This is a genomic window from Amnibacterium sp. (genome assembly GCF_036559085.1).
Classification (GTDB): Bacteria; Actinomycetota; Actinomycetes; order Actinomycetales; family Microbacteriaceae; genus Amnibacterium.
On the sequence record NZ_DATBTU010000070.1, the window covers coordinates 26,094 to 49,294 of the forward strand.

Annotated in this window: 20 protein-coding genes; 14 read left to right on the top strand and 6 right to left on the bottom strand. The window is 75.7% G+C overall.

Translation table 11 applies throughout. The annotated features are described in order from the left end of the window. Positions 1-6 precede the first annotated feature (6 nt). Genes VIG76_RS12685 through VIG76_RS12700 form a run of 4 tightly spaced genes read left to right on the top strand, consistent with a single transcriptional unit; the run spans position 7 to position 5,043 of the window. Positions 7-597 carry an RNA polymerase sigma factor gene (locus VIG76_RS12685; RefSeq protein ID WP_331954702.1) on the top strand — a complete coding sequence of 197 codons (591 nt, stop codon included), beginning with the start codon at positions 7-9 and terminating at the stop codon, positions 595-597. Then, positions 594-1,043: a hypothetical protein gene (locus VIG76_RS12690; protein WP_331954704.1), complete on the top strand. Its 450-nt coding sequence runs from the start codon at positions 594-596 to the stop codon at positions 1,041-1,043. The genes VIG76_RS12685 and VIG76_RS12690 overlap by 4 nt, the downstream gene beginning before the upstream one ends. A gap of 14 nt (positions 1,044-1,057) precedes the next feature. Next, positions 1,058-2,644 (top strand): S8/S53 family peptidase, encoded by a 1,587-nt coding sequence (locus VIG76_RS12695; protein WP_331954706.1) that lies wholly within the window; start codon positions 1,058-1,060, stop codon positions 2,642-2,644. Next, positions 2,641-5,043, top strand: a complete 2,403-nt coding sequence (locus tag VIG76_RS12700; protein ID WP_331954708.1) for a CHAT domain-containing protein — start codon at positions 2,641-2,643, stop codon at positions 5,041-5,043. The genes VIG76_RS12695 and VIG76_RS12700 overlap by 4 nt, the downstream gene beginning before the upstream one ends. A 12-nt stretch (positions 5,044-5,055) precedes the next feature. On the opposite strand, the gene VIG76_RS12705 is transcribed toward VIG76_RS12700, so the two are convergent. Then, entirely contained in the window at positions 5,056-5,874 is an 819-nt protein-coding gene (locus VIG76_RS12705) for a class I SAM-dependent methyltransferase (RefSeq protein ID WP_331954710.1), read from the bottom strand. A gap of 94 nt (positions 5,875-5,968) precedes the next feature. Between VIG76_RS12705 and VIG76_RS12710 the strand changes: the two genes are divergently transcribed. Beyond that, on the top strand, positions 5,969-6,718 hold the full coding sequence (locus VIG76_RS12710) for a glutamine amidotransferase-related protein (protein WP_331954712.1): 750 nt from the start codon (positions 5,969-5,971) through the stop codon (positions 6,716-6,718). Between the two features lie 3 nt (positions 6,719-6,721). Here VIG76_RS12710 and VIG76_RS12715 read toward each other — a convergent pair whose 3' ends face one another. The 3 genes from VIG76_RS12715 to VIG76_RS12725 form a co-directional block, all read right to left on the bottom strand. Further along, positions 6,722-8,143, bottom strand: a complete 1,422-nt coding sequence (locus VIG76_RS12715; protein ID WP_331954714.1) for a serine/threonine-protein kinase — start codon at positions 8,141-8,143, stop codon at positions 6,722-6,724. A 130-nt stretch (positions 8,144-8,273) separates the two neighbouring features. Continuing rightward, the gene (locus VIG76_RS12720) at positions 8,274-8,987 is read right to left on the bottom strand and encodes an SGNH/GDSL hydrolase family protein (protein WP_331954716.1); all 714 of its coding nucleotides are present in this window, start codon (positions 8,985-8,987) and stop codon (positions 8,274-8,276) included. Between the two features lie 456 nt (positions 8,988-9,443). Beyond that, a complete protein-coding gene (locus VIG76_RS12725; RefSeq protein ID WP_331954823.1) occupies positions 9,444-10,841 on the bottom strand; it encodes an L-serine ammonia-lyase in 1,398 nt (465 codons plus the stop codon). 145 nt (positions 10,842-10,986) lie between these two features. Here VIG76_RS12725 and VIG76_RS12730 point away from each other — a divergent pair, with 145 nt between their 5' ends. The 4 genes from VIG76_RS12730 to VIG76_RS12745 all read left to right on the top strand — a co-directional run bounded on the left by VIG76_RS12730 (position 10,987) and on the right by VIG76_RS12745 (position 14,962). Then, positions 10,987-12,300 carry a GNAT family N-acetyltransferase gene (locus VIG76_RS12730; protein ID WP_331954718.1) on the top strand — a complete coding sequence of 438 codons (1,314 nt, stop codon included), beginning with the start codon at positions 10,987-10,989 and terminating at the stop codon, positions 12,298-12,300. An 82-nt stretch (positions 12,301-12,382) separates the two neighbouring features. Continuing rightward, positions 12,383-13,057 (top strand): nuclease-related domain-containing protein, encoded by a 675-nt coding sequence (locus VIG76_RS12735; protein ID WP_331954720.1) that lies wholly within the window; start codon positions 12,383-12,385, stop codon positions 13,055-13,057. Between the two features lie 58 nt (positions 13,058-13,115). Further along, positions 13,116-13,751: a YciI family protein gene (locus tag VIG76_RS12740; RefSeq protein ID WP_331954722.1), complete on the top strand. Its 636-nt coding sequence runs from the start codon at positions 13,116-13,118 to the stop codon at positions 13,749-13,751. Continuing rightward, the gene (locus VIG76_RS12745) at positions 13,748-14,962 is read left to right on the top strand and encodes an RNA polymerase sigma factor (RefSeq protein ID WP_331954724.1); all 1,215 of its coding nucleotides are present in this window, start codon (positions 13,748-13,750) and stop codon (positions 14,960-14,962) included. The genes VIG76_RS12740 and VIG76_RS12745 overlap by 4 nt, the downstream gene beginning before the upstream one ends. A gap of 13 nt (positions 14,963-14,975) precedes the next feature. Here VIG76_RS12745 and VIG76_RS12750 read toward each other — a convergent pair whose 3' ends face one another. Continuing rightward, the gene (locus tag VIG76_RS12750; protein ID WP_331954726.1) at positions 14,976-16,049 is read right to left on the bottom strand and encodes a threonine aldolase family protein; all 1,074 of its coding nucleotides are present in this window, start codon (positions 16,047-16,049) and stop codon (positions 14,976-14,978) included. An 86-nt stretch (positions 16,050-16,135) separates the two neighbouring features. Here VIG76_RS12750 and VIG76_RS12755 point away from each other — a divergent pair, with 86 nt between their 5' ends. The 5 genes from VIG76_RS12755 (at position 16,136) to VIG76_RS12775 (ending at position 21,459) form a co-directional block, all read left to right on the top strand. Further along, positions 16,136-16,960, top strand: coding sequence for a DUF1206 domain-containing protein (locus tag VIG76_RS12755; protein WP_331954728.1), 825 nt, complete (start codon positions 16,136-16,138; stop codon positions 16,958-16,960). Between the two features lie 119 nt (positions 16,961-17,079). After that, positions 17,080-18,348: a M20/M25/M40 family metallo-hydrolase gene (locus VIG76_RS12760; RefSeq protein WP_331954730.1), complete on the top strand. Its 1,269-nt coding sequence runs from the start codon at positions 17,080-17,082 to the stop codon at positions 18,346-18,348. Next, entirely contained in the window at positions 18,345-19,223 is an 879-nt protein-coding gene (locus VIG76_RS12765; protein WP_331954732.1) for a FadR/GntR family transcriptional regulator, read from the top strand. Before VIG76_RS12760 ends, VIG76_RS12765 begins: the two co-directional genes overlap by 4 nt. After that, positions 19,148-19,942, top strand: coding sequence for an alpha/beta fold hydrolase (locus tag VIG76_RS12770; protein WP_331954734.1), 795 nt, complete (start codon positions 19,148-19,150; stop codon positions 19,940-19,942). The genes VIG76_RS12765 and VIG76_RS12770 overlap by 76 nt, the downstream gene beginning before the upstream one ends. A gap of 29 nt (positions 19,943-19,971) precedes the next feature. Further along, positions 19,972-21,459, top strand: a complete 1,488-nt coding sequence (locus tag VIG76_RS12775) for an APC family permease (RefSeq protein ID WP_331954736.1) — start codon at positions 19,972-19,974, stop codon at positions 21,457-21,459. Between the two features lie 4 nt (positions 21,460-21,463). On the opposite strand, the gene VIG76_RS12780 is transcribed toward VIG76_RS12775, so the two are convergent. Continuing rightward, positions 21,464-23,137: a serine/threonine-protein kinase gene (locus VIG76_RS12780; protein WP_331954738.1), complete on the bottom strand. Its 1,674-nt coding sequence runs from the start codon at positions 23,135-23,137 to the stop codon at positions 21,464-21,466. Positions 23,138-23,201 lie beyond the last annotated feature (64 nt).

The following is a 23,201-nucleotide window of genomic DNA, read 5'->3' on the forward strand; positions in this document are numbered from 1 at the left end:
GGCGCCATGTCCGCGCCACGCGGCGTGTCGATCCCACAGGCCGGTGACGGCCTGTGGGACCGCGCCGCGCGCGCGTTCTCCGCCTGGTACGACGGGCGGCCGGAGGCGATGGACGAGCTCGTGACGCTCCTGACGCCGGTGCTCTGGCAGATCGCGCGGGCGTCGCGCCTCGACGCGGAGGACGCCGCGGACGCGGTGCAGGCCGCGTGGCTCGCCCTCGTGCGGCGGGCGCACACGATCTCCGACCCGGCGGCGGTGGCGGCGTGGCTCATCACCACCGTCCGCCGCGAGGCCCTGCGGCGCGCCCGGGCGACGCGGGACGTCGTGCTGCCGGACGGGATGCTGGAGGCGGCGCCCGCCGCCGGGCCCGGCCCCGACGAGCAGGTGGTGGCGCACGACGAGCACCGGCGCCTCTGGGCCGCGGTACGCACCCTCACCGAACGCTGCCAGGAGCTGCTGCGCGTCGTCGCGTTCGAGGAGCACCCCGACTACGCGCGGATCTCCGCCCGGCTCGGGATGCCGGTCGGCAGCATCGGGCCCACTCGTGCCCGCTGCCTCGACAAGCTCCGCATCGCGCTCTCGGCAGGTCCGGCATGAGCGACGACGACCTCCTCGCGGACCTGCGGGCGATGTGGCGGGCGATCGACCCGCCACCGCCCGGCCTCGTCGACGACGTGCTGCTGCGGCTCGCGCCCGAGCTCGACGACGACGCGGAGCTGCTCGCCCTCCTCGCCGAGTCCGACGTGCTCGACGGCGTGCGCGCGGTCGGCGGCGACACCCGCACCTTCGCGGGCGACGGCATCGACCTGCTGCTCAGCATCGGCCGCACGCCCGACGGCCGGCGCCGGATCGACGGGTGGATCGCCCCCGCCGCGCGCGGCGCCGTGACCCTCGCTGTCGGCACCTTCCGCGGCGAGGCGCCGGTCGGCGAGACCGGACGGTTCGCGCTCACCTCGGTCCCCGCCGGCGACGCCGTGCTCGACCTCACCGTGCGGATCGCCGGGGCCGTCCGCCGCCTGCGCACGCCCGCGTTCCCGCTCTGATGGAAGGACCACCCATGGCCGAGCACCGCGATGCCCTCGACTGGGCGGCGCAGCAGCAGCTGCCGCTCTCCCGCGCACGCCGGCTCCCTCCCTCGGGACCCGGCCGGGCCGGCGGACCCACCTACTCCACCGGATACCTGCCCGATCGGCTGCTCGTGACCGGGCTCGCGGACCTCCACGACACGATCGACGTGCTGCGGAAGGCGGGATCCGGGCCGGGGGGCTGGACGATCGAGCCCGATCCCGACTTCACCGACGTGGTGCTGGAGGAGCCTGCCCCGACGCGGATGCGCCGTCGTGACCGCCTGCGGACCCCGGAGGGCGTGCTCTCCGTCCGCCGCTACCGGATCGGGCCGCCGGCCGAGGGCGCGGCCGTGCCGGACGCGTGGGCGGTGCTCGAGGCGACGCGCGCCGCCCGGCACGGGCAGCTGCCCGGGGTCGGGCTGGACCACGTGCTCACCCTCACGGGCGTCGATCCGGATCCGTTCCACGGGACCAACCCCTTCCACGGGACCAACCCGTTCCATGGCACGAACCCGTTCGGGGCGTACGGCGGATCGCCGATCGACTCGTATGCCTTCGCCGGCACCGGCGGGCGGCAGCCGGTCGGCTGGACCGGCCCCCGCCCCCTGCGCCGCACGGACGAGGAGCGCGGCGGGCGCCGGCGGCCGGTCGTGGTGACGCTCGACACCGGCTGCGGCGCCCATCCCTGGCTCGACGGCGTCGTCCGCTGCGACCTCGCGTGCGACGGCGTGCCGGTCGGCTCGACCGATCCGGCGACGGATCCGGAGGCGTGGCCGAGCCTGACCGGGCCGAAGGACGGGGCGATCGGCGAGGTGAGCGGGCACGGCACCTTCATCGCGGGGCTGGTGCACCAGGGCTGCCCCGACGCCGATGTGCACGCCTGCCGCGTCGTCGCGCCCGACGGCTCGATCGCCGAGAGCGACCTGCTGGTAGCGATCACCCGGCTCGCGACGCTGGTGACGCGCGACGCGAACGACGAGCCCGGAGGCATGCCGATCGACGTCGTCAACCTCTCGCTCGGCTACTACCACGAGACGCCGCTCGAGGCGGGCTTCGATCCGACGATGGCCGAGCTGCTCGCGGTGCTCGGCGCCAGCGGCACGATCGTGGTGTGCTCGGCGGGCAACGACGCGACCGACCGGCCGATGTTCCCGGCCGCCTTCGGCCCCTGGTCGACGGCCCCGGCGCCGGATGCGGATCCGGTCCCGCTCGTGTCGGTCGGCGCGCTGAACCCCGACGGCAGCACGGTCGCCCTCTTCAGCAACGGGGGCGCCTGGGTGCGGACGTACGCGCCCGGCGCCGCCGTCGTGAGCACCATGCCGACGGGGTTCCAGGGCGGCTACCTGCCGGGCGCAGGGCTGCAGTGGGACGGCCACGAGCGCGCCGCCATCGATCCGGACGACTTCACCGGCGGCTTCGCGGTCTGGAGCGGCACGTCCTTCGCGGCACCCGTGCTCGCCGGCCGCCTCGCCGCGGCGCTCGAGCCGGCGCTCCCGGCCGCGGGGGAGCCGGGCGCCGCCGCGCGGGATCGGGCGTGGCAGGCGCTCGAGGCGCTCACGCCGCTGCGCCACCGGTGACCCGCACCGCCGCCGAGCGGTACGCGGCAGCGCTCGCCGACTCGAACCTCGGCCGCACCGCCTCCGCCCGCCGTCACCTCGCGGCCGCGGCACGGCTGGCCGTCGATCCGGACCTCGCCGCACGGATCGCGGGGACGAGCGCGTACCTCGAGGCGGAGTCGGGGGATCCGGCGACCGCCCTCGGCCGCTGCCGGGAGGCGGCAGAGCGGCCCGGCCTGTCGCCGTACACCAGGGCCGTGCTCGTCGGCCAGGTCGGGCTCATCGAGATGCGGCGCGGCGACGCCGCGGCCGCGCTCGAGCACCTCGGCTGGGCGATCCGGCGCCTGCCGAGCGACCCCGCGGCGCTCGGCCGCCTCGCGCTGAACCGCGGCGACGTGCACCTGCAGGAGGGCGATCTGCGCCACGCGGCGGAGGACTTCCATCGCGCGCAGCGGGCGTTCGCCCGCGCGGGGCTCCCCGTCGACGCGGCGAAGGCGCGGCACAACGAGGGCTACACCGCCTTCCTGCAGGGGGAGCTGCTCCCCGCGCTCGACGCGATGGGCGAGGCGCGGCCGGTCCTCGCGGCCGCGTCCCCGGTGCTCGAGGCCGTCTGCGACCTCGACCGCGCGGAGGTGCTGCTCGCCGCAGGGATGCCGGGCGACGCGGCCGGGCTGCTCGCCGGCGCCGTGCAGGTCGCGGCCGCCCGGCGCCTTCCGCGGCAGCGCGCGGAGGCGGAGCTGGTGCTCGCCCGCACCCTCCGGTTCCGCGATCCGGTGGCCGCGGCGCGGATCGCCCGAGCGTCCGCCGCCCGGTTCCGCCGGCAGGGCAACGAGACGTGGGCGCTCCGCGCCGACGCCGCAGCGCTGCTCGCCGACGTGGCGGCCGGCCGCAGCCCCGATCCTCCGCTGCTCGAGGCGACGGCCGAGCGTCTCCGCCGCTCCGGAGGGAAGGACGACGCCCAGCGACTCACGATCGCGGCGGCCCGGCTCCGCATCCGGCGCGGCGAGACGGACGCGCTCGACCGCATCCGGATCGGCCGCACCGCACCCGTCCCCGTGCGGCTGCGGCTCAGCGAGGCGCGCGTCGAGCTCGCCCTCCGGCGGGGCCGGCCCGCGGACGCGCTCGCCGCGGCGGCGGCGGGGCTCGACCAGCTCACCGCTGCGCAGGCGGTGCTCGGCAGCGTCGACCTGGCCACCAGCCTCGTGCTGCACGCCCGCCCGCTGCTGCAGGCGGGGACGGCCGTCGCGGTGCAGCGGCACGACCCGGCGCTCGTCTACGCCTGGTCGGAGCGCGCGCGCAGCCTCGCCGCCCGCATCCCGCCCCTGAAGCCTCCGCAGGATCCGGCCGTGTCCCACGCCGTGGCGGAGCTGCGACGGCTGCGGGCGATGGGGTCGGCCGATCCGAAGCGGGAGGGCGAGCTCGTCCGGCAGCTGCAGGACCTGGCGTGGCGCGCCCGGGGCGGGCGGACGGCCCCGATCGTGCCGCTCGACGTCGTCCAGGCACGCCTCGCCGTGACCGGAGGCGTCGCCGTCGCCATGACCTGGACCCCGGACCGGGCGGATGCCGTCGTTCTCGGTGCGGGCGATGCCCGCTGCGTCGCACTCGGCGCCTCCGCGCCGCTCGCCGATCTGCTCGACGGCCTGCAGGCCGACCTGGACCTCGCCGCTGCGCGACTGCCCGAGCGCCTGGCCGAGGCGGTGCGAGCCTCCCTGTCGGATCGCCTCGGCCGCCTCGCCGGGCGGCTCGTCGGCCCGTTGGGACTGCCCGCGGAGGGACCGGTCGTGCTCTCCGTCCCGGGCCTGCTCGCCCCGATCCCATGGGCGATGCTGCCGGGCCTCGGCGGCCGCCCGCTCACGGTCGCGACCTCGCTGTCCCGCTGGTCGGCGATGACCCCCGCACCGCTCTCGGCCGCGGCCTTCGTCGCGGGCCCGGACGTGCCGCGCGCCGCCGAGGAGGTGGCCCGCGCGGCGGCACACTGGCCGGGAGCGGTGGCGCTGCAGGGCGACGGCGCGAGCTGCGCGGCCGCGGCGGGCGCCGCGGCGGAGGCGGATGTGCTGCACTGCTCCGCCCATGGCCGCCACAGCCCCGAGCAGCCCCTGCTCTCCGCGGTCGAGCTCGCCGACGGGCCCTGGTTCGGCTACGACGTCGAGCGGCTGCCGCGGGTGCCGGCGGTCGTCGTGCTCTCCGCCTGCGATGTCGGCCGGGCCGGCACACGATGGGGGCAGGAGACCACCGGCCTCGCCCGGGCGTGGCTGCATGCGGGTGCCAGGAGCGTGATCGCTTCCGCATCCGCCGTCGGCGACGACGAGGCCTGCGAGACCCTGGCGGCCCTGCACGCGCACCTGCGGTCGGGTCGGTCGCCGGCCGAGGCCCTGGCACTCGCCGGGCCGCCGACCTCGTTCGTCTGCGCCGGGGTCTGAGCGCGGCGCCGCTCAGACCGTGCCGACACCGAGGACCGCGCTGCCCGGCAGCCGCCCGACGCGATCGTCGCCATCGGTGATGAGGTCCGCGAACGCCCGCGCGGCACGCTCCCGCTGCTCGCCGGTGAGCGCGTCGAAGGCGGGGCGGAGCGGCTGCGACCACCGCGGCGCGGCACGGAACATGCCGGCCGGGTCGGGGATCTCCGCGACGTGCGTCGCGACCTGGACGCGCACGTCCCGCAGCCCGCACCGGGTCAGCAGGTCGCCCACGGCCTCCGGATCCGCCAGGCGGAAGGGCGCGAACTCCCGCTGCGGCGGCGCCATGCCGGGCACCACGGTGCGGAGCGCGCGCATCACGGTCGTCGGCAGGGTGAAGCCCGCCCGATGCCAGACGCCGATGACCACCCGGCCGCCGGGCCGCACGACGCGCGCCATCTCGCGCACGCCGGCGTCCATGTCGGGGAAGAACATCAGGCCGAAGAGCGATCCCGCCGCATCGAAGCTCCCGTCCGCCAGGTCGAGCGCCTGTCCGTCCATCCGGGCGGCGGTCGCATCGACGCCGGTGGCGGCGATCTTCGCGGACAGCAGGTCCACCATCCCGTCCGCGAAGTCGATGGCGAGCACCGTGGCGCCGGCCGCCGCGGCAGCGAGCGTGAACGCGCCGGTGCCGGCCGCGACGTCGAGCACGCGGTCCCCTGACCCGATCCCGAGCAGGGCGACGGCGTCGCCTGCGAACCGCGAGGTGACGGGCGCGAACCAGGTGTCGTACTCGGCCGCGCCGTCCGTCCACCCCTCCGGCAGCTGGTCGGGGGAGAGGGGCTTCGCCGTCATCGCCGTCGGGCCTCCTGCCGCGTCGGCGTCAACCTAGCCGGGGCCCATCCCGCGGTCAACGGGTCGTGCAGGCCCCCTCGGGTAGCCTCGCGACATGGCGTCGGCGACCCGGTTCCTGCTGCTGCAGGTGCGTCCCGAAGCCGTGCCCCGGGAGCAGGAGGCCGCCTCGATGCGCGCCGCGACCGGCCTCGGCGACCGCCTCGACACGCTCCGGGTGGACGTCGATCCGCTGCCGTCCGACGTCTTCGACCGCTACGCCGGCTTCCTCGCCGGCGGCAGCCCGTTCAACGTCTCCGACGCCGAGGCCGGCAAGTCGGATGCGCAGCGCGCGGCGGAGGAGCGCCTCACCACGATCGCGGCCGGCGCCCTCGAGCGCGACCGGCCGGCGTTCTTCACCTGCTACGGGATCGGCCTCGTCACCCGGCTGCTCGGCGGCACGGTCGATCGCACGCATCCCGAGCGGGTCTCCGCCGTCGAGGACCGCCTCACGGGCGCGGGCGTCGCGGATCCGGTCGCCGGGGTGCTGCCCCAGCGCTTCCGGGTGCTGACCGGGCACAAGGAGTCCGCGCCGGAGCCCCCGCCGGGCTCGGTGCTGCTCGCGACGAACGACGTCTCGCCGGTGCAGCTGTACCGGGTGGGGGAGGTGCTGGCGAGCCAGTTCCATCCCGAGCCGACGACGACGGAGTTCACCGCGCGGGCTCGGGCGTACCAGTCCTACGGCTACTTCCCGCCCGAGGAGTTCGACGAGATCGCGGCTGCCGTGCACGGCGCCGAGGTCACGCTGCCGCGGCTGCTGCTCACCCGGTTCGTCGAGCGCGCGGAGCTGCTGGCCGCCTCGCGCTGACCGTCAGCCCGCGGTCGCCTGCGGGGTCGGCGCGGGCGTCGTGGTCGCCGGCGTGGGTGTCGCCGTGGCCGTCGGGGCCGGGGTCGCAGTCGGCGTGAGCGTCGGCTTCGGCGACGGCTTCGCGGTCGCGGTCGGCTTCGCGGACGGGGTCGCGGAGGCGGATGGCCGCGGGCGGCTTGGCGTGGTGGCCTCGGGAGCCGGGTCGACGGGTGCGGGTGCGGGTGCGGCGGCGCTCACCGGCGGGGCGACCGATCGGTGCGGGGACTGCGTCGGCGTGGCCGTCGCGATCGGCATCGGCGCCGTGGGCGGCGCCCCGGCGTGCTCGGCGCTGATCCGCCGGCCCTCCCCGGCCGTCGCGACCGGGCTGCGCAGGGCGGTCCGCTCGGCGGGGGTGGCGGATCCGCCGGCGGTCAGGGCGCAGGCGACGAGCGCGAGCGCCGTCACCACGAGCACCCCCGAGCGCCGACGGCGCGGGCGGCGCGCCGGCGCGGGGTGCGGCGGGACCGATGCAGCCGGAGGCGGTGCCGGCACCAGCGGGGCCTCGAGCGGGATGGTCGGCGGCGGGGCGACGGCCACCGGCAGCGTCTCGGGCTCGGGCGGAGTGGCAGCCGCAGCAGGTGCGGCGAGCCGTCCGAGGTCATCGGCCGCATCGACGGCGCTCGGGCGGTCCTCCGGGCGGAAGGCGGTCATCCGGGCGAGGAGTGCGGCGAGCCCGGGGTCGATGCCGTCCGGGACGGCGGGAGCGGTGAGGGTGCGGCCGACCGCGTCGCTCGCCGAGGTCCCGGGGAACGCCGGCGTGCCGGTGAGTGCCTCGATCAGCAGCAGCCCGAGGGCGTAGACGTCGGCGGCAGGGCCCGCGGGGTCGTTCCAGACCTGCTCCGGACTGACGTAGGCGGCGGTGCCGATGAGGCGCTCGAAGGCGGTGAAGTGCTGCGGGGTGAGCAGTGCGGTGACGCCGACGTCGAGCAGCAGCGGTCGCCCGTCCTCGCGGCGGAGCGCCACGGCGGTGGGACGCAGGAGGCCGTGGACGAGGCCCCGCCCGTGGAGCAAGCCGAGCGCCTCGGCGAGCCGCGCGCCGAGGGCCGCGACGACGGCCTCGCCGAGCGGCTGCTCCGCGACGACCGCGGCCAGGGACCGGCCCTCGACCGGCGCCGTGACGAGCGCGGGCACGGGGTCGGCGCCCACGGCGAGGGGCACGGCGAGCAGGTCGTCCGGCAGGCCGGCCACGGCGTGGAGCATCCGGGGCGCGGCATCCGCCTGGAACACGGCGCGGATGCGCGCGTAGAGCACCGTGACCTGCACCGCGTCGCCGGTGCGGGTGTCGGCGGCGCGGTGCACGACGCCGATGCCGCCACGGCCTGCGATCGCGTCGAGGCGGTAGCGGTCGTCGAGCAGCTCACCGAGCCGCACGCGCGCTCCGGACATCCGGACCCCCCTTCGGACCCGTCCATTCTTCTCGCGGTATGCGTTCGAAGCGGGCAGGCGCGCGGTCAGCGGCCGGTTCCCGGAGGCCAGCCGCGGTGCGCGAGCGCCGGTCCCAGCCGGCGCGGGCGCCTCAGCGGCGCGCGGAGGAGGTGACGGGCGCCGGCCGCAGCTCCGGGAGCACGGCTTCGACGATCGTCTCGGCGCAGCGCACGTAGTAGCGCTCGTCGAAGCTGCCGCCGGACGGCTTCAGCGTGCTGAACGGCGGCGTCGGAACGAACACGGCCCGCGGCACCGAGAAGGCGACGTCGGTCATGACGGCGTTCGCGGCGTCGATGCCGCGGCGGCCGACCCACTCGAGCACGCCGCGCTTGCGCGGCTCCGGGAGGCCGGCGAGCACGATCCGGCCGCGGTCTGGCAGGGTGCGGTTCAGGTAGAGCACGAGCTCGAAGAGCTCCTTGCGCCACCGGAAGGACGACGCTCGGGTCATCTCGGTGAAGCCCGGCGCGAACACGACGAGGTCGTAGCCGCGGCCGCCCTGCGGCTCGAGCAGCTCGATGGTGTCGCGGAGCGGCAGGAACGGCTGCGCGCGGGTCTGCACGACCACGCCGCGGCCGGAGCGCGAGGACAGCGCCATCGCCAGCTGGCCGGGCAGCGCACGGGACTGGGTGCGGGCGCCGTAGCCCGCGGCGAGGCCGGCACCGACGACGAGCACCCGGAGGGACTCGTTGCCGTAGGCGAGGTCGATGAGGTGCTCGGGACGCGTCTCGGACCGGAGGAAGCGGCCGGACAGCATCGCGATGGCGATGCGCAGCGGCACGTTCAGCACCGAGTCGATCAGCGTCATGTCCGGAAGGCTAGGGATCCGCCCGGTTCCGCCGCCAGCGCCGGAGGGGGTGTCGGGCCCGGATCGCCCCCGTTCTGGGTGGAGGCGATGGCCCCTCGGCCGCCGCCGCGGCTCCGAACGCGCGCCGGCGCGTGCATCCGCCCCGATCCGTGTGCCGGGCGTAGGAAATAGTGCCGGGGGTAGGCCGACACGCCGCGGTCCGGCCTACGGCCGGGACGGATGCCTACAGCCGGGACGGGGGGCGGCCGCGAGGACGCCGGTCGCGAACGGAGGAGTGGGTGGACAGCGGAGGACGACGGGCCGCATCCGATCCTCCGTCCGCGACGGAGTCCTCCGTTCGCGACACCGTGCCGGACGTAGGGGAGCGTGCCGGGTGTAGGCCGAGATGCCGCCATCCGGCCCACGCCCGGGTCGGATGCCTACGGGCGGGACACGAGAAGCAAGCGGGGAGCGCGGTCAGCACTCCACGACGTTGACGGCGAGGCCGCCCGTGGAGGTCTCCTTGTACTTCGCGCTCATGTCGACGCCGGTCTGGCGCATCGTCTCGATCACGGTGTCGAGCGAGACGAGGTGGCTGCCGTCGCCGTGCAGCGCCATCCGCGCGGCCGTGACCGCCTTCGACGCCCCGACCGCGTTGCGCTCGATGCACGGGATCTGCACCAGACCGCCGACCGGGTCGCAGGTGAGGCCGAGGTTGTGCTCCATCGCGATCTCGGCCGCGTTCTCCACCTGGGAGGGCGTGCCGCCGAGCACGGCGCAGAGGCCCCCCGCCGCCATCGAGGAGGCGGACCCGACCTCGCCCTGGCAGCCCGACTCGGCGCCGCTGATCGACGCGTTCGCCGCGTAGAGCGACCCGACCGCGGTGGCGGTGAGCAGGAACGTGTGCACGGCCGCACGGTGGGCCTCGGCGGGCATGCCGTCGAGCGCGTACTGCAGCACCGCGGGGATGATCCCGGCCGCGCCGTTCGTCGGCGCGGTCACGACGCGGCCGCCCGCCGCGTTCTCCTCGTTCACCGCGAGGGCGTAGGTGTCGAGCCAGTCGGAGGCGTGCCGGGACCCGGGGCCGGCCGCCTCGAGCTGCGCGGCCACCGCCGGGGCTCGGCGCGGCACGTGCAGGCCGCCAGGCAGCACCCCATGGGTCGTCAGGCCGGCCCGGATGCAGTCGGCCATCGCCGCCCAGATCGTGTCCAGGCCCGCGAGCACCGCGGCCTCGGGACGGAGCGCGCACTCGTTGCCGAGCGCGATCCGGGCGATGTCGTGTCCGGTCGCCGCGCAGAAGGCGAGCAGCTCGGCGCCGCTGACGTACGGGAACGGGAACGCGACCTCGGGCGTGCCGACCGGCGTCCCGCCCTCACGCTCGATGAAGCCGCCACCCACCGAGTAGTAGGTCTCGTCGGCGACGACCTCGCCGTCGGCGTCGAGGGCGATGCAGCGCATCGCGTTCGGATGCCGGGGGAGGCGGGTCAGCGGCGCGAGCTCGACGTCGCCCATCGCCATGGTCACGTCGGCGCCGCCGATCCGCACCGTGCCACCGCTGCCGAGCGCCTGCCAGCAGCCGCGCACCGCGGCCGGGTCGCAGGTCTCCGGCTCGAGGCCGGCGAGGCCCGCGACGACGGCGTCGGGCGTGCCGTGGCCGATGCCCGTCGCGCCGAGCGAGCCGAGGAGGCGGATGCGCACGCGGGCGGCGCCGCCCGCATCCGCGATCCGCCGGCCGAAGTCGTTCGCGGCCCGCATCGGGCCGACGGTGTGGGAGCTCGACGGCCCGATCCCGATCGAGAACAGGTCGAGGGCGGAGCGGTGGATCCCGGCCGGACGGATCGCGTCCGCGCCTGCTGCCGCGGTGCCTCGTCGCATCCGCGGCGTCTCGGAGAGCGCCATGCCGTCAACGGTACGGCGGCGCCCCTGATGGATCCGCGCGAACAGCGGCGATTCCTTGCGAAGCGAGGCGTCCGCCGCAGGAATACGCGGCTCCCATGGGGTGCGCCCTAGCGTGGGAGGCATGCCCGACGCCCTGCACGCACCCGTCGATGCCGACGCCGCCGACCGACTCGCGGAGCGGGGTCTGCGGATGGTGCTGGTCGACCGGACGGACGACGTCGCCCTGCGGCACTGGCGGGAGGCCGTCGCGCGCGGCTTCCTCGATCCGGTGAACACCGACGCCGAGCACGCCGAGGTCGTCGCCGACTTCCACGAGCGGCGTGCGATCGGGATCTACGACGACGGCACCGCCGAGCCGGCTTCGCCGATCGCCACCATCGACGCGTGGCCCGTGCCGGTCTCGCTGCCGGGCGGAGACGTGCCGGCCTGGGCGATCAGCGCGGTGACCGTGGCGCCGACCCACCGGCGCCGGGGGATCGCCCGCGCGATGCTCGGCGCGGAGCTGCGCACCGCCGCGGCGGCAGGGCTCCCGCTCGCCGTGATCACCGTCTCCGAGGCGACGATCTACAGCCGCTACGGCTTCGGCCCGGCGACCTCGGTCGCCGATCTGCGGGTCGACAGCCGGCGGATCCGCTGGACCGGCCCCGACGCCCCGGGTCGCCTCCATCTCGTGAGCCGGGAGCGGATGCTCGCCGACGCCCCGGCGATCTTCGAACGCGCGCGGCTGCGCTCGCCGGGTGGCGTCGGCCTGTCCGGCCTGCTGCTCACCCGCCTGTTCGGGCGGCTCTCCGACGACGCGGCGATGCGCGCCCACCGCTTCGTGCGCTACGACGACGAGGCCGGCGTCGCGCAGGGGTACCTCTCGTACACCGCGATCGAGGCCGAGGACGACTCCTCGGACAGCCGGGTGGACGTGCACCACCTCGCGGCGGCGACCGACGACGCGTACGCCGCGCTCTGGCGGTTCCTGCTCGAGCTCGACCTCATCGGCGAGGTGCGGGCGCCCCTCCGCTCGACCGACGAGCCGCTGCGCTGGCAGGTCGACGACCAGCGGGCGATCCGCACCGCGGCGGTGAACGACCACCTGTGGATCCGCGTGCTCGACCCCGTCGCCGCCCTGTCCGGGCGCACCTACGCCGGCCCTGGCCGAGCGGTGCTCGACGTGGCCGACGACGACGGCTTCGCCGCGGGCCGGTTCCTGCTCGAGGTCGACGCATCCGGATCCTCCTCCGTCAGCCGGGACGCGACGTCGGCCGACGACGTCCCCGAGATCGCGCTCGACGCCGCGGCCCTCGGCTCGCTCCTGCCGGGCGGCGTGCGTGCCGCGACCCTCGCCGCGGCCGGCCGCATCCGCGGGCGCCGCCCCGGCGACGCCGTCGCGGTGGACCGGCTGATGGCCTCGCCCGTGACGCCCTGGCTGAGCGTCTGGTTCTGACCCGCGAACGGGTCGCCACCGTTCGCGGGGCGCCCCTTCTGGGAGTGCCGGGCGGCCGACGGCTCTGGTTCAGTGCGGTGCCATGACGACCACCACCGCCCCGATCCGGATGCGCGACCGCATCCCCGCGCAGACGCTGATCGAGGAAGCGCTCGCCGGTGAGCCGGCCGAGGGCGCCGCCGCCGCCCGCTGCCGCGCCGCGGAGGGCCAGCGGCAGATCGCCGGTGAGCTGGCGCTCCTGCCGGCCGGCTGGATCGTCTTCCACTCGCTGCCGCTGCCCACCGAGGGCGTGCTCGACCACGTGGTCGTCGGCCCCACGGGCGTGTTCCCGGTCGTCGTCGCGCACCACCCGGGCCGCCGGATGACCGTCGCCGGCCGCGTCGTCACCGTCGCCGGCACCCGGCTGCCGACCGTGCTCGGCGCCGAGGCGGACGCCGACCGCGTCGGCCGGCTGCTCGCCGCGCAGCACCTCGGCGTCGTGCCCGTCCAGCCGGTGGTCGTCGCCGGCGCGGGGACGAGGCTGAAGGTCGCGGAGCGGCCTCGCGGCGTGCTCGTCGTCGCCGCGGAGCAGCTCCGCGCCCGCCTGCTCGAGAAGCCCGTCGTGCTCGCCGCCGACGAGGTCGCCTCCGTCGTCCGCCTGCTCGACGCGCCCGAGTACTGGGGCCCGACCGCCGATGCGCAGCCCGACCTGCTGCAGCGCTTCGCCGAGCTCGAGACGCGCACGCAGCCCCGCCGCCTCCGCTTCCTGTCGCGCTGAACGGATCCGTCCCGAAACGTCCTTTCCGTCGGGGGCCGATCGTCGGTTCGATATGACCGTGTCCTATCTGCTCCTCGTCCGCGCCGACCCGGCAGGGCCCGCGCCCGACACGGCGTTCCGCCTGCACGGCCCCGCGGACGCCACCACGCTCCGCGACGGCGGCCGCACCATCACGGACGGCCCCTTCGCGGACCTGGCCGAACCGGTGATCGCCGCCGAGGTGATCGTGGCCGAGGGGCTGGACGGGGCGATCCAGGCCGTGACCGCCCATCCACCGGTCGCGGAGGGCGTGGTCGAGCTGCGCGCGCTGCTCGACGAGGAGGACGACGCGCCGGCGACGCAGCCCGCGCCCACCGGCCGCCGGTACCTGCTGCTGCACGCGCTGCCGGCCGAACGGCCGGCGACACGCGCGCCGACCAAGTCGCTGCCCGAGTGGCTCGCGGATCCGCGCGTCCAGGCCTCGGTGCTCGCCGGTGCCCGCCTCGAGGAGACGAGCGACGACACCGCGGCGAGCGTGCGGATCCACGACGGCGAGACGACCGTCGCGCGCGGGGACGCCGCCGAGCTCACCGACGCGATCGCCGGCTACGACCTCATCGCGGCCGAGCACCTCGACGACGCGATCGCGATCGCCCGCCCGCATCCGACGCTCGGCTTCGGCGTGATCGAGATCCGCCCCCTGGTGTGGACGTGAGCGAGGACGTCGACGCGGCGATCCGGACCGTGTTCCGGGCCGAGTGGGGGAAGGTCGTCGCCGGCCTCATCCGCATCACCGGCGACTGGGCGCTCGCCGAGGACTGCGTGCAGGACGCCTTCGCCGCCGCGGCACGCCGCTGGCCGCTCGACGGCGTGCCGGCGTCGCCGGGCGCCTGGCTCACCACCACGGCCCGGAACCGGGCCCTCGACCGGCTGCGTCGATCGGCCGTCGAGGCCCGCAAGCTCGAGGAGGTGCTCGCGATGCAGCACGACCCGGAGCCGGCAGCGGAGATCGAGGACGACCGGCTTCGGCTCGTCTTCACCTGCTGCCACCCGGCCCTCCCGCTCGAGGCGCGGGTGGCGCTCACGCTCCGCACCCTCTGCGGCCTCACCGTCGCCGAGATCGGCCGGGCGTTCGGCGCCTCCGAGGCGGCGATGGCGAAGCGGCTGGTGCGGGCCAGGGCGAAGATCGATCACGCCGGCATCCCGTACGTGGTGCCCGAGGCGGATGCGCTGCCGGAACGCCTCACCGGGGTGCTCGCGGTGCTCTACCTGCTCTTCACCGAGGGCTACGCGCCGCACGAGGGCGAGGAGGTCGTGCGGCCGCCGCTCAGCGAGGAGGCGATCCGCCTCACCCGGCTCGTCGCGGCCCTGCTCCCGCGGGAGCCCGAGGTGCGCGGCCTGCTCGCACTCGAGCTGCTGCACGACGCCCGGCGGCCGGCCCGCACCGGCGCCGACGGCGTACCGGTGCCGCTCGACGAGCAGGACCGCTCGCGCTGGGACCGGGAGCGGATCGCCGAGGGCAGCGCGCTGCTCGCCGCGCTCGATCCGGCGTCCGACGGCCCGTACACGCTGCAGGCCCGCATCGCGTTCGAGCACGACCGGGCGCCCGCCGACGCGCTGACGGATCGGGCCGCGATCGCGGCGCTCTACGGGCGGCTCGCGCGGCTCACGCCCTCGCCCTTCGTGGAGCTGGCGCGGGCGGTCGCGGTGAGCCTCGCCGACGGGCCGGACGCGGGCCTCGCCCTGCTCGCGCCCCTCGAGCGCGACCGGCGGCTCGGCTACCAGCTCGCGGCGACCCGCGCCGACCTCCTCAGGCGGGCGGGACGCGACGCTGCGGCGCGGGCCGCCTACGACGAGGCCCTCGCGGCGGTGTCGAACGCCGCCGAGCGCGCCTTCCTCGAGCGCCGACGCGCCGAGCTCGGCTGACCGGTCCGAGCGCTCAGACGGGACGGATGAGACCGGCGATCACGGCCGCGGCCTCCTCGGGGGTGAAGGCGAGAGTGGCGTCACCGAGCGCGAGCTCGAACCGCAGCACGGCCGGGTCGGCGGTGGGGGAGGCGCCGCGGAGGCTCCAGATCCCGTCGGCCGCGAGCCGGCGCACGTTGACGTCCACAGTGACCTCGTCGATCTCGAGCAGCACGTGCAGCATCGGCGTCTGCGGCGGATCCGGCACCACCCGCACGCCGGGCGTCCCGGCGAGCGCCGCCGCGATCGCCCGGGTGTGCTCGAGGTACCGCGGCATCCGTGACAGCCGCTCGGCGAGCAGCGAGTGAGCGGATGCGGCGAGCGGCCAGAGCCCGAAGAGGGTGCCGCCCATCCGCCTGCGCCACTCGCGCACCTCCGCGATGACGTCGGCGTCGCCGGCGACGCAGCAGCCGGCGAGCGCACCGATGCCCTTGTAGAACGACACGTAGACGGTGTCGAAGAGCGCGGCGATCTCGGCCGGCGGCACCCCGTATCCGGCCGACGACTCCCACAGCCGGGCGCCGTCGAGGTGCGCCGCCGCGCCGTGGGCGTGCGCCCACGCGACCTGCGCGGCCACGTCGTCGAGATCGGGCTGCGCACCGCCGAGGTCGCGCTGCGGCAGCTCGATCAGCAGCGCGGCAGGCGGCTCGGCCACGGCCTCGAGGTCCGCGGCGACGAGCAGCCGGTGCGCCTCGCCGACCGGCCGCCCGAGCAGCCCCTGCAGGCGCTCGAGCGCCCGCCCCTCGTGCTGCTCGAGGTGGCACATCGGGTGGTGGAGCACGGTGCGCCGCCCCCGCCGCTCCGCGTGCACCCGCAGCACGACCTGCTGCGCCATCACCCCGCTCGGCAGGAAGACGGCGGCCTCCTTGCCCAGCAGCGCTGCGACCTCCGCCTCGAGGTCCGTGACGACGCCGCCGTCGCCGTACCGATCGACGACCGTGTCGGGCGGGATCGTGGCGAGCAGGTCGGCGGCGCGCACCGGCCCGTGGCCGCCCAGGAATCGCGTGCAGGAGGCGCGGAGCTCGTCCGCCTCGGCTTCGGTCAGCATGCCACCAAGTCTTCCCTGGTCGCGGCCGCGCTCCTTCCGCCTGGCCCGCCCAAGCGGTAGACAGACCCCCGACGACGGGAGTACCGATGACGGCGCAGCAGATGGGCCGGGATGCGAAGCGGCATGCCCGGAAGGCGACGAGGAACCCGGTCTTCCGGATCTCCGCGCGCGCCGGTTTCGTCGCCAGCGGCCTCGTCCAGGTGCTCGTCGGCGTGATCGCGATCGAGATCGCGCTGCACCATTCGAAGGCCTCCGCGGACCAGTCCGGCGCGCTCGGCGACCTCGCACACGCCCCCGGGGGCCCGGTCGTGCTGTGGATCGTGACCATCGGCTCGTTCGCGCTCGCCCTCTGGCTCGTCGTGTCGGGCGCGCTCGCGACCGGGAAGGACACGAGGTCCGAGTGGGGCCACCGCATCCGCGACTGGGGCAAGGGCGTCGTCTACCTCGCGATCGGGTTCACCGCGCTCACCTTCGCGAGGGGCGGCACCAGCAGCTCGACGCACAGCACCCAGAAGGGCAGCGCCGACCTCCTCAGGCTGCCCGGCGGCCCCGTCCTGCTCGGGATCGTCGGCCTCGGCGTGGTCGTGCTCGGCGTCTTCCTGATCCACCGCGGCATCGCCAAGAAGTTCGTCGAGTCCATCCGGGTGCCGAGCGGCACCGCCGGCCGCGCGACCGTCGCGCTCGGGCAGGTCGGCTACGCCGCGCGCGGCATCGCCATCGGGGTCGTCGGGGTGCTGTTCGTGGTCGCCGCGTTCACCGCCGACCCGCAGAAGGCGTCCGGTCTCGACGGCGCCCTGAAGACGTTCGCGGCCCTGCCATTCGGCGCGGTGCTGCTCGTGATCATCGGCCTCGGGTGGATCGGCTCCGGCGTCTACACCGTGCTCCGCGCCCGGCTGGCGATCCTCGACTGACGGGTGCCGTGGATTCCAGGAAGCGGGGCAAGAGGCCCTTCCCCTGAGCATCCGCTGGGCACTACGGTCAAACCATCACCCGGTGGTGGTTTTCCGGGTCGATGGTGATCAGGGGCGAGATGCAGGACATCGATGCGGCGATCCGCGAGCGCGCGCAGGACGGCGTGCACCTGCTCATCGACCTCGTCCGGTCGCCGTCCACGATCGGCAGGGAGGCCGGCGCGCAGGAGGTCCTGGCCCTCGCCCTCGGCGAGGCGGGCTTCGCGGTCGAGCGCCTGGAGCTGCCCCTCGACATCGCGGATGATCCACTCGCGGGCGTGCAGCAGATGCCGTACGAGGGGCGCTACGACCTCGTCGCGCGGCGCCGCGGGACACCGGCCGCCGGCGGCCGCCGCAGCCTGCTGCTGAACGGGTACATCGACGTCGTGCCGGTCGAGGACGCGGGGCGCTGGTCGGTGCCGCCGTTCGCCGGCGTGGTGAAGGACGGCTGGATGATCGGCCGCGGGGCGGGCGACATGAAGTGCGGATTCGTCGCGGGGCTGCTCGCGATCGAGGCCCTGGACGCCGTCCGGCCGGGCTGGCTGACCGGCGACCTCACGCTGGTGTCGGTCATCGAGGCCGAGGCCACCGGCAACGGCACGCTGGCGGCGAGCCGCGCCGGCGTGCTCGCCGACGCCGCGCTGCTGCTGGTGCCGACCGACCTCGAGGTCGTGCTCGGCGGCATCGGCATGGTGTGGGTCGACGTGGTCGTGCACGGCCTCGCGGGCCGCGCGGGAGCAGCGGACCCTGCGACCAACCCGATCCTGCTCGCGCCGCTCGTGATCGACGCGCTCGCCGATCTCGAGGACGCCATGAACGCGATGCATGCAGCGGACCCCGACCCGGCGTTCGCGGCGATCGACCGCCCGTACACCGTGAACGTCGGGCGGTTCGAGTCCGGCCTCTGGCCGTCCAGCGCGCCGGAGGCGGGGCGCCTCTGCGTCCGCGTCGGGCATCCGGGGCAGTGGAGCAGCGACGAGGCGGTGGAGCGGATCGGCGCGGCCGTCCGCACCGCGACGTCCGGGCATCCATGGCTCGGCGACAACCCGCCCGAGGTGAAGGCCGCCGGCTTCCGCGCCGAGCGCTACGCGCAGGACCCGGCCGCGCCGATCGTCGCCGCCCTCGCTGCGGCGCACCGCGACGCGCACGGCGAGCCGGCCGCGCTCACGACGATCGCCTCGACCACGGACGCGCGCTACTACGTGAACCGATTCGGCGTGCCGGCGGCCGCCTACGGGCCCCGCGTGCGGAACATCCACGGCGTGGACGAGGCCGTCGAGCTCGAGAGCGTGCTCGCGTCGGCCTCGACGATCGCCCGGCTGCTGCTCACCTGGTTCGACGCCACGTGAGCACGACGTCCGTCCCCGCGGCTCCCGTCGCGGTCCCCGTTCCCGCGGCCTCGGCGCTCCGCCCGCTGATCGCGGAGACCGCCGCGGTCCGCATCGCGGACCGGTTCGTGACCGCGTTCGCGCTCGGCCAGTTCGTCGTCGGGCAGCGCCTGCCGAGCCTCGCGGAGCTCGCCGACAGCCTCGAGGTGAGCCAGAACACGGTGCGGCAGGCCATCGCCCGCCTCGTCGCGCTCGGCTACGTGGAGGTGCGCCGCGGCCGCACCGGCGGCACCTTCGTGGTGCAGCAGTGGGCTGCCTCGTCCGACTCGATGGTGCGCCGCGCGCTCGGCGACAGCTGGGGCACGCTGCAGGAGACCATCGACTGCCGGGCCATCATCGAGCAGGCGATCGCCCACGCCGCCGCCGAGCGGGCCGACGCGGGCGACGAGGCCCGCATCCGCCGCGCCGTCGCCGCCTACGAGCAGGCCGCGGACCGCGACGCCTCGCGCATCGCCGACACGGAGCTGCACCAGGCGATCGCGGCGGCCGCCCACAACGCGCAGCTCGCGGAGCTGTCGCTCCGGCTGCGGCAGCACGTGACCCTCGGCTTCTCCGGCGAGCCGTACTCCGAGGAGATCCGCGCCGCGGCCGTCGAGCAGCACCGCGCGCTCGCCGACGCGGTGCTGCAGCGCCGACCGGAGGACGCCGCCCGGCTCGCCCGCGCGCACTTCGGCCTCACCGAGGGACTGCTGCGCTCCCTCCACGACCGCACCCTGCCGACGACCGACCAGCCCGACCCCACCGAGAACCCGGAGCCCCCATGCCCACCATCGCCGCGAACGGCATCGACATCGCCTACACGCTCGAGGGGGAGGGCGCGGAGACGGTCGTCCTGATCAACGGGCTCGCCGACGAGAAGGAGACCTGGGCCTACCAGACGCCCGCCTTGCTCGAGGCGGGCTACCGCGTGCTCACCTTCGACAACCGGGGCGTCGGCGCCACCGACAAGCCCGCCGGCCCGTACACGTCGGAGCTGCTCGCCGACGACGCGAAGGCCCTCGTCGACGCGCTCGGCATCGAGCGGTTCCACCTCATGGGCGTCTCGATGGGCGGCATGATCGCGCAGGAGTACGCCCTCAAGCACCCGTCCGACCTCGCATCCGTCACCTTCGCCTGCACCTATGCGGCACCCGGCCCCTTCTGCTCGCGGATGTTCGCGATGTGGGCCGACACCGCACCGGTGCTCGGCGTGCCGTTCGTGATGCGCGACGTGACGCTCTGGGCGTTCACCCTCGACTTCTTCCGCACCCGCGAGGACGAGCTCGCCGAGTTCGAGACCGGGATGCGGTACATGACCATGCCGGTCCCGGCCTACCTCGCGCAGCTCGCCGTCATCCAGGCGCACGACACGACCGACCGGCTCGGGGCGATCACCGTGCCGACCCTCGTGCTCGCCGGCGAGCAGGACATCCTCATCCCCACCGCGCTCTCGCACGAGCTCGCCGGCCTGGTGCCGGACGCCGAGTGGCGCACGGTCGCGGGCGGCCACGGCTGCGTCTGGGAGCACCCGGACGACTTCAACGCCGCCTTCCTCGACTTCCTCCGGCGCCACTGACCACCACACCCACGACAAGGAACCGCACCATGACCGCACCCGCGCTCGCCGACGACGGCGAGACGCTCGTCCCCACCAAGAAGCTCGGCGCCCTCGGGGTGCTGATGCCGGGCGTGGCGCAGATCGCGCCCGCCTTCAACCTGTTCTTCACCACCGCGGTCATGGCGTCCCTCGCGGGCCCGTCCGTGCCGCTCGTGTTCCTGATCTCGATGGTCGGGATGCTCGCCACCGCCCTGAGCCTCGCCCAGTTCTCGAGCGTCTACCCGAGCGCCGGGTCGTTCGTCACCTACATCAGCCGCTCGCTCGGGGTCCGCGTCGCCACCGCCGTCGGCGTGATCACGATCCTCGGCTACATGATCACCTTCGCGGGGATCTACATCTTCGCGGGCCAGTACATCGTCGCGAACGTGTTCGGCGTGACCTCGAGCGGCCCCGGCGTGAACCTCCTCACCGTCGTGGTCACGATCGTCTACGGGGCGATCGTCACGGTGCCGGTGATCATCGGACTGCAGTTCGGCGTGCGCGTCACCGTCGTGCTCTACGTGATCGAGGTCGTGGTGCTGCTGACCATCAGCTTCGCCGTCCTCGCGCAGGGCGGGGCGGAGGGGCTGTCCACGGCCCCGTTCTCCTGGCCGACCGGCACGGAGGCGTCGAACATCTTCATCACCTTCGGGCTCGCGGTCGTCGCCTTCGGCGGCTTCGAGGCGTCCGCCCCGCTCGCTGAGGAGACCGCGAACCCGCGGCGCAACGTCCCGATCGGGCTCGTCGGTGCCGTGCTCATCTCCGGCTTCCTGTACGTGATCGGCTCCTACGCGGTCGTCTCCGCGTTCGGCGTCAGCCGCGTCGCCGACTTCGCGAAGGACCCGAACCCGTTCGCGACCGCGACCGTCCGGTTCCTGCACGTGTCGAGCGCGTTCGCGGTGCCGTTCCTCGTCGCGATCTTCCTGATCAGCCTCACCTCGTCGTACATCTCCGCGAACACGCAGACCGCCAGGGTGCTGTTCGCCGGCGCCCGCGGGCGGCTCTGGCCGCGCGCGCTGGATCACACGCATCCGCGCTTCGGGACGCCGTGGGTCGCGGCGATCTGGTTCGTCGCGCCCAGCATCGTGCTCGGCTGCATCATGCAGTTCGCCGACCCGGCGGATGCGGGCAGCGTGCTGCCGACGCTCGGGATCTTCGGCGTCGTCATCATGTACCTCGTGACGAACGTCGCCCTCGTCGTGCAGTTCTTCCGCCTGCGGCGGCGGGGCGTGCGGAAGAACCCGGTGCTCTGGGTCGCGGTGCCGATCCTCGGCGTCCTCGTGCTGCTCATCCCGGTGTGGGGCAACCTGCGGCTCGGGCAGGCGGGCGCGTTCGCGATCATGCCGGAGCTGTCGGTGCTGCTGATCCTGGTCGGGGTCGCCTACACGATCGTGCTCGCCGTCACCCGGCCCGCGGTGCTCGCCGCCGCGCCGGCGCTGCTCGAGGGCGCCGAGGCGATCGAGGGGGACCCGGCGCCGCCGGTGGGCCGCGCCTGATCGGTCAGGCGGCCGGCGAGCCGGTCGCGTTCGGCGTCGCCGTCGGTGCCGCGGTGCTCGGCGCGGATGCGGTGGGCGCCGGGGTGCCGGACGGCGTGGCGGTCGGGGTGTCCGACGGCGTCGGCGCAGCGGTGTCCGTCGCGCTCGGTGACGGCGCCGGGCTCGGCGGCGCGCTCGAGGTGGGCGGGTCCGTCGGGGACGGGGTCGCCGACGACGAGGCGGAGGCCGACGCCGACGCCGACGGCCTGCTGGACGCCGACGCGGACGCGCCGGAACCGGAGCCCGATGCAGCGCTCGAGCCCGAGGAGGCACCGCTCCCGCTGGTCGAGCGGGTCGTTCCCGAGGCGCTGCCGCCGGAAGTTCCGGCAACGGGGGCGGAGCCGGGCACAGCGACGTGGGTCGCCTTCAGCAGCCGCGACGGCGCCGACCCGGCCGAGGGCGGCCCGGGGGCCGGGCTGTCGGCGGACACCGCGTCGCCCGGCGGCACGGCCGCGCCGGATCCCGCCGGGGCTGCGGCGTGGTGGGCGGTCGGGCTGCCGCCGAACAGGAGGGGCGCGGAGAGCAGCGCGCCCACGCCGCCGAGCAGCCCGATGGTCAGCGCAGCGATCGCGGGGACGAGCAGCGGGCGGCGCGCGCGGGCCGGATCGTCGTCCAGGTCGTCGTCGTCCGGGTCGTCACCGAACGGGATGCCGCCGGAGAGCCCTCCGTCGTCGATCGCGACGGCGTCCTCGAACGGGGCGGCGGGGACCTCGGCGACCGCGGGGACGGCCGCGGCGGCGGCGAGCATCGACGGGGCGGGCCGGGGCACGCGGGCCGTCTCCTCGGCGTCGGGTGCGGTCATGGCGCCGGCGAGGTCGCGGAGCGTCGCCGCGACCGCCGAGGCGGACGGCCGATCGGCGGGGTCGAGCGCGGTCATCGCGGTGAGCAGCGCGGCGAGCTCGGGGGAGGCCTCGGGCGGCACCGGCGGCGCGGCGTGCAGGCGCGCGACCGCCGCCTCCGCCGGCGCCCCGGGGAACGCCCGGCAGCCGCTCAGGCACTCCGCCAGCACGAGTCCGGCGCTGTAGACGTCGCTGGCGGGCCCGATCGCCTCGCCACGCACCTGCTCCGGGCTGAGGTAGGCGGCCGTGCCGAGGATGAGGTCCGAGGAGGTGATGCGGGTGCCGTCCACCGCCTGGGCGATGCCGAAGTCGGTCAGCTTCGCGGTGATGCCGGTGCGGTGCCGCTCGCGCTCGTCGACGACGAGGATGTTCGCCGGCTTGACGTCGCGGTGCACGACGCCGCGGCTGTGCAGCACGGCGAGGGCGCCGGCGACGTCCGCGAGGATGCGGCGGGTGCGGTCGACGTCGAGGGCGCCGCTCGTCAGCAGCGTCTTCAGGTCGGACCCCTCGACCAGCTCCATCACGAGGTAGGTGACGGGGGCGTCGCCGGTGGACGCGTCGAGCGCCCCGACGACGGCCGGATGGTCGACGCCGGCGAGCAGGTGCGTCTCGCGTGCGGTGCGCTGGGGATCGATGGCCTCGGCGAGCTCCGAGCGGAACACCTTGACAGCGACGGCGCGGTCGAGCTTCAGGTCGGTGGCACGCCAGACGACGGCCATGCCGCCCCGTCCGAGCACGGCGTCGAGGCGGTACCGGCCCCCGACGACGTCTCCGGCCGTCGATCCGAGTGCGTCCGTCACGGGCACCCGGTCTACCCGACGGCCCTGACCGCGGGATCAGTGCCAGGTGGGCGTGCGGGAGGAG

Bases quoted from the DNA above. Each gene is read 5' to 3' on its own strand.
- VIG76_RS12705 (WP_331954710.1), bottom strand. From the start codon at position 5,874: ATGACGGCGAAGCCCCTCTCCCCCGACCAGCTGCCGGAGGGGTGGACG.
- VIG76_RS12725 (WP_331954823.1), bottom strand. From the start codon at position 10,841: ATGCGACGAGGCACCGCGGCAGCAGGCGCGGACGCGATCCGTCCGGCC.
- VIG76_RS12760 (WP_331954730.1), top strand. From the start codon at position 17,080: ATGCAGGACATCGATGCGGCGATCCGCGAGCGCGCGCAGGACGGCGTG.
- VIG76_RS12695 (WP_331954706.1), top strand. From the start codon at position 1,058: ATGGCCGAGCACCGCGATGCCCTCGACTGGGCGGCGCAGCAGCAGCTG.
- VIG76_RS12685 (WP_331954702.1), top strand. From the start codon at position 7: ATGTCCGCGCCACGCGGCGTGTCGATCCCACAGGCCGGTGACGGCCTG.
- VIG76_RS12770 (WP_331954734.1), top strand. From the start codon at position 19,148: ATGCCCACCATCGCCGCGAACGGCATCGACATCGCCTACACGCTCGAG.
- VIG76_RS12690 (WP_331954704.1), top strand. From the start codon at position 594: ATGAGCGACGACGACCTCCTCGCGGACCTGCGGGCGATGTGGCGGGCG.
- VIG76_RS12735 (WP_331954720.1), top strand. From the start codon at position 12,383: ATGACGACCACCACCGCCCCGATCCGGATGCGCGACCGCATCCCCGCG.
- VIG76_RS12720 (WP_331954716.1), bottom strand. From the start codon at position 8,987: ATGACGCTGATCGACTCGGTGCTGAACGTGCCGCTGCGCATCGCCATC.
- VIG76_RS12715 (WP_331954714.1), bottom strand. From the start codon at position 8,143: ATGTCCGGAGCGCGCGTGCGGCTCGGTGAGCTGCTCGACGACCGCTAC.
- VIG76_RS12750 (WP_331954726.1), bottom strand. From the start codon at position 16,049: ATGCTGACCGAAGCCGAGGCGGACGAGCTCCGCGCCTCCTGCACGCGA.
- VIG76_RS12755 (WP_331954728.1), top strand. From the start codon at position 16,136: ATGACGGCGCAGCAGATGGGCCGGGATGCGAAGCGGCATGCCCGGAAG.
- VIG76_RS12730 (WP_331954718.1), top strand. From the start codon at position 10,987: ATGCCCGACGCCCTGCACGCACCCGTCGATGCCGACGCCGCCGACCGA.
- VIG76_RS12775 (WP_331954736.1), top strand. From the start codon at position 19,972: ATGACCGCACCCGCGCTCGCCGACGACGGCGAGACGCTCGTCCCCACC.
- VIG76_RS12710 (WP_331954712.1), top strand. From the start codon at position 5,969: ATGGCGTCGGCGACCCGGTTCCTGCTGCTGCAGGTGCGTCCCGAAGCC.